The 4964-nt window shown below is 35.8% G+C and carries 4 protein-coding genes; 1 reads left to right on the top strand and 3 read right to left on the bottom strand.

The window, feature by feature from the left end; all coding sequences use genetic code 11:
* The 3 genes from ABX784_RS15410 to ABX784_RS15400 form a co-directional block, all read right to left on the bottom strand.
* On the bottom strand, positions 1–1724 hold a 1724-nt coding region (locus ABX784_RS15410), incomplete at its 3' end, for a chloride channel protein (protein WP_372655955.1).
* A 302-nt stretch (positions 1725–2026) separates the two neighbouring features.
* The gene (gene groL / locus ABX784_RS15405; protein ID WP_372655954.1) at positions 2027–3673 is read right to left on the bottom strand and encodes a chaperonin GroEL; all 1647 of its coding nucleotides are present in this window, start codon (positions 3671–3673) and stop codon (positions 2027–2029) included.
* A gap of 35 nt (positions 3674–3708) precedes the next feature.
* A complete protein-coding gene (locus ABX784_RS15400) occupies positions 3709–3996 on the bottom strand; it encodes a co-chaperone GroES (RefSeq protein WP_372655953.1) in 288 nt (95 codons plus the stop codon).
* 272 nt (positions 3997–4268) lie between these two features.
* On the opposite strand from ABX784_RS15400, the gene ABX784_RS15395 reads away from it, so the two are divergent.
* Positions 4269–4952 (top strand): protein-glutamine glutaminase family protein, encoded by a 684-nt coding sequence (locus ABX784_RS15395; RefSeq protein ID WP_372655952.1) that lies wholly within the window; start codon positions 4269–4271, stop codon positions 4950–4952.
* Positions 4953–4964 lie beyond the last annotated feature (12 nt).

Here is a 4964-nt window from a genome sequence, read left to right as displayed (position 1 = left end):
TTAGTGGATTCTGTTAGCTCATAACCAAATTTATTAACGATATCCTGCGCAGTAATAACACCTACAATTCTCTTATCATCAAGTCGACTTACAACTGGTAGTCTAGAGATTTGAAACCTTTTAAGCCTGTGAAAGGCCACCATCAAAGACTGATCGGGATAGATCTTTATCACTTTCTTTTCACAGAGGTGTTCTAGTTTTTTATCAAACTCTTTTCTTCCAATTGCTGCACTCATATCAGACTTTGCAATCATTCCGATTAGTCGTCCCTTACTTAGAATAGGGTATCCTGAAATGCTCTCCTTTCTGATTCCTTTATAGGCCTCAATAAGACTAAGAGAGGCACTTAGACTTACTACGTTTGACTCCATTGCATCTTCAACATTTAAAGACTCTAAGATTTCATTATCTTCGTGACTTGGTAAATGTATTCCATCTTGTTCAGAAATTTTTTCGTAGATAGATTTATTTTCAATTTTAGCTGAGATCACATAAGAAGTTATATTTGCAATCATCAAAGGAAGAATAATATTATAATCTCTAGTTAATTCGAAGACCATTAAAATTGAAGTAAACGGGGCCCTAATCACAGCAGCAAAGAATGCTCCCATACCAACGAGCGCATAGGCGCCACTGAGAGTTGTAATATCTGGGAAAAAGTAAGAACAAGTTACTCCAATAAAGCTTCCCATGGTTGCACCCATGAAAAGAGTTGGCATAAATAGACCGCCACTCATACCACTTGAGTAACAAATTGAAGTTGAGATAAATTTTAAAATAAAGAGTGTTATTAAGATTTTGGGATCAAGAATTAAAGATAATAAGGTCCCCTCTAAAGTTCCACTACCACTACCAATAACTCCAGGGTGAATCTGGCTTAGTAGACCTACACAGCAAAAAGCAATCATTATAAAAGATAGTTTATGGTTATTCATAAACTTTTGATTAAACTCTCTAAATTTAAGAACTGTCCCCATCCAAAGAGGTCCAACAAAAGAAGCGGATAGGCCAATAATAAGATAAAAGATTAACTCTCTATGATCAGTTAACCTGTAGTGAACTTCTTGGAAGACCTCTGTTGTATTAGTAAGCATCTGCGAAGTCACAACAGCAATTACACTAGAAATAATTATAGATCCTAGGATTTTTGCATTTAAGTCACCTACAACTTCTTCAAGGGTAAAGACCACAGCAGATATTGGAGTGTGAAAAGCTGCAGCAACCCCACTAGCACTTCCAACCGCAACTAACGCCTGAACTCTTTTCTTTGAAAGAGAAAAGAAATTGCCTAAAAAAGATCCTAGGCCCGCAGAAGTCGCAACAGCAGGGCCTTCTAGTCCAAGAGACACTCCTGAACCTAGAGAAAGTAGAGAAGTAAAAAACTTTCCAACAGTATCTTTAAATGAAATTTTTCCATGAAAAACAGCAAGCGCGATCCTAACATTTGGAATTCCTGAACCAGCAGTCCATGGAAGAAACCTGGTTGTAAGCCATCCAGAAATAAAGATAGCGATCCCACCATATAAAAAACTCTCCCAGGTGAAAGTACCCGATGTTTTAAATATTTCTCTTAAAAGTAGAACCCCATGGTGTAGAGCTAATACGACAAGAGCTGATAAAAACCCAACAATTAAAGTTAGAGCGAAGTAAGTTCTATCCTCACTGATTGAATCTTTAAGAAATTTTCCTAAGAGAATATATCTAACTTTTATAAATGATTTCATTTTCACGCTTTCACTACTTAGTAGTAACTGAAGTTATTAGTATTCTAATTAACATTCTAGGCAAAACTTATGTAGTTTTCTAGGCAGAAAAACTTGAGGGGGATAGCTCCCCTAAAATAGAATAGCTAATTGTAAAATAGACCTATCAGAGCAAAACAGCAAATAAAGATATCATCTTTAATAATATTTTCATCATCTTGAACCACTATAAACACAAGATATTGTCGTTCCAATAAAAAAGGCCACCTTTTGAAGGTGGCCTTAGTTTTTTTATGATTTTAAAATTGGTAAAACTGGACTGATTACATCATTCCCGGCATTCCGCCCATTCCACCCATTCCACCTGGCATTCCAGCTGGAGCAGACTCTTCTTTAGGAAGATCAGCAATCATTGTTTCAGTAGTAAGCATTAATCCAGAAACAGAAGCTGCATTTTGAAGTGCAGATCTTGTTACTTTAGTTGGATCAATAATTCCAGCTGCAACTAAATCTTCATACTTTCCAAGTCTTGCATTGAAACCGTAATTAACATCACCTTTTCTCTTAACATCATTCACAACTACCGACCCTTCAAGTCCAGCATTTGCAGAAATTTGTCTAAGAGGCTCTTCAGTAGCTCTTCTTACAATTTTAATTCCAAAAGTTTCTTCTGGACTTGAACCTTCTAGTCCTTCAAGGACTGTAGAAGCGTGAACAAGTGCAGAACCACCACCAACAACAATTCCTTCTTCAACTGCTGCTCTAGTAGCGTTAAGAGCATCTTCTACTCTATCTTTCTTCTCTTTCATTTCTGTTTCAGTTGGAGCTCCAACGTTGATTACAGCAACACCACCAGAAAGCTTAGCTAGTCTTTCTTGTAGTTTTTCTTTGTCATAGTCAGAAGAAGACTCTTCAACTTGCTTTTGAATTGTAGCAACTCTTGCATCAACTGCATCTTTATCACCAGCGCCATCAACAATTGTAGAATTTTCTTTATCGATTGTGATCTTCTTAGCTGAACCTAAGTGCTCAAGCTCTGTAGACTCAATAGACATACCAAGCTCTTCAGAAATTACAGTTCCACCAGTTAGGATTGCAATGTCTTTAAGCATTTCTTTTCTTCTATCACCAAAACCTGGAGCTTTAACTGCACATACATTTAAAGTTCCTCTTAGCTTATTAACAACAAGAGTTGTTAGAGCTTCACCATCTACATCTTCAGCAATGATAAGAAGTGGCTTAGAAGCTTGAACTACTTTTTCAAGAACTGGAACTAATTCTTTCATGTTTGAGATTTTCTTATCAGTGATAAGAATCATTGGTGAATCAAAGTTTGTTTCCATTTTTTCTGGATTAGTTACAAAGTAAGGAGATAGGTAACCTCTATCAAATTGCATCCCTTCAACAACATCAAGAGTTGTTTCAGCTGTTTTAGATTCTTCGATAGTGATAACACCATTGTTTCCAACTTTTGCCATCGCTTCAGAAATTAATGAACCAATCTCAGTATCGTTGTTAGCTGAAATTGTACCAACTTGAGCAATTTCTTCAGAAGACTTAACTTCTTTAGACATCTCTTGAAGCTTTCCAACTACTTTTTCAACAGCAATGTCGATTCCTCTTTTTAAATCCATTGGATTGTGACCAGCAGTAACAAGCTTTACACCTTCTCTATAGATTGCTTGAGCAAGTACAGTCGCTGTAGTTGTCCCATCACCAGCATCTTCGTTAGTTTTTTGAGCAACTTCTTTAACCATTTGTGCGCCCATATTTTCGAAGTTGTTTTCAATTTCAATTTCTTTAGCTACTGAAACACCATCTTTAGTAATATGAGGAGCCCCGAAAGACTTTTGGATAATTACATTTCTTCCCTTAGGACCTAGAGTTACTTTAACAGCATTTGCTAAAGTGTTTACTCCGTTAAGGATAAGTGTTCTTGCATCTTCGCTATATTTTAATTCTTTTGCCATGATTTATTCTCCTAAAAAGGTAGTGTTAATATTTCTTATTGAAGAACGCCTAGGATATCGTCTTCTTTCATAATTAAAAAATCTGTCCCTTCAACTTTTACATCAGTTCCAGCATATTTACCGAAAAGTACTTTGTCTCCGGCCTTAACATCAAGAGCTCTAAAAGATCCGTCTTCTTTTCTATAACCTGGTCCAACAGAAACGATTTCTCCCTGAACTGGCTTTTCTGCGTGGTTATCAGGAATAATAATTCCTCCGGCAGTCTTTGTTTCTTCTTCTAGTCTCTTTACTAAAACTCTGTCTTGAAGTGGTCTTACCTGCATAGGTCCTCCTTAAAGGTTAATAAGAATATTTTTAAATTTAACTTATGTGTAAAATGGGGTTAATTGGACCATCGTCAAGGGTAGCAAGTCAAAAAAATAATAAAAAGCCAATCAATAGGCTGTCCTCTGGTCCCACCAACAACTTAACCCACTGTTTTTATTAGACTCAGATATTCTCTTCAAAGTGTCTAAGAAGATGCCATGGCCTGAATAATCTTCAATACTTCTAAATAGGTACCTTTTCTGAAGTATGATGATGCCTCGAGGCTTATATGAAACTTATTCTACTTATACTATTTCTATCTACACACTCAACTTTAGCAAATGCTCTAAAGGACAAATGCTTTGACGCAAAGATAGAGGCCAAAGTAGAAAATTTCAAAATTTCTAAAGAGTCTGGAATTCGTTTGAGTATGAGTATTGAAGATGACTTAGACATTTCTAAAGTTTCATTAGATGAGATTCAACAAATATTTAATTTATTGAAATCTAAGCGATATATTCCATTTGATTACAAGAAAATGGGATGTGAAGCCAGGGCCCATGAAATGGTAAGGATTATGGATAAAATGTGCCTAAGCTCTGCAAAAGCATTTCTTATTGGAGATATTTCGCTTGGAGGTATAAGCTGGGTCCATCATGTTGCTCCCATATTATATGTTCAGAATAAAGATCAGATCACTCCCTATATCTTAGACCCTTCAGTTTCTGACAGGGCTATACCTCTAAATGAATGGTTGAACATTTTACGAAGAAGCAACCTACTAGGATACTATAATTTAAATATCACCAATCAATATACCTACAGGCCAGAAGAGATAGATTCTAACAATAGAAAATATAGATTTAGAGATATAGTTAAAACAAAATTAGGACTAGGAATCTTTAAGGCATATGAAACAGTAGATGAATTTCCATCTGATTTAATTCATCTACTGAAGAAAGTTATAAATTAATTACTTTAAGTC

Origin of the sequence: Halobacteriovorax sp., from assembly GCF_041587335.1 — a bacterium.
In the GTDB taxonomy this organism is placed as follows: Bacteria; Bdellovibrionota; Bacteriovoracia; order Bacteriovoracales; family Bacteriovoracaceae; genus Halobacteriovorax.
The sequence above is the reverse complement of the archived record's forward strand: the minus strand, read 5'-3'. Positions and strand labels throughout refer to the sequence as shown.

What these genes read in the sequence shown, in the direction of transcription:
- ABX784_RS15395 (WP_372655952.1), top strand. Translation starts at nt 4,269, where the DNA reads ATGAAACTTATTCTACTTATACTATTTCTATCTACACACTCAACTTTA.
- groL (WP_372655954.1), bottom strand. Translation starts at nt 3,673, where the DNA reads ATGGCAAAAGAATTAAAATATAGCGAAGATGCAAGAACACTTATCCTT.
- ABX784_RS15400 (WP_372655953.1), bottom strand. Translation starts at nt 3,996, where the DNA reads ATGCAGGTAAGACCACTTCAAGACAGAGTTTTAGTAAAGAGACTAGAA.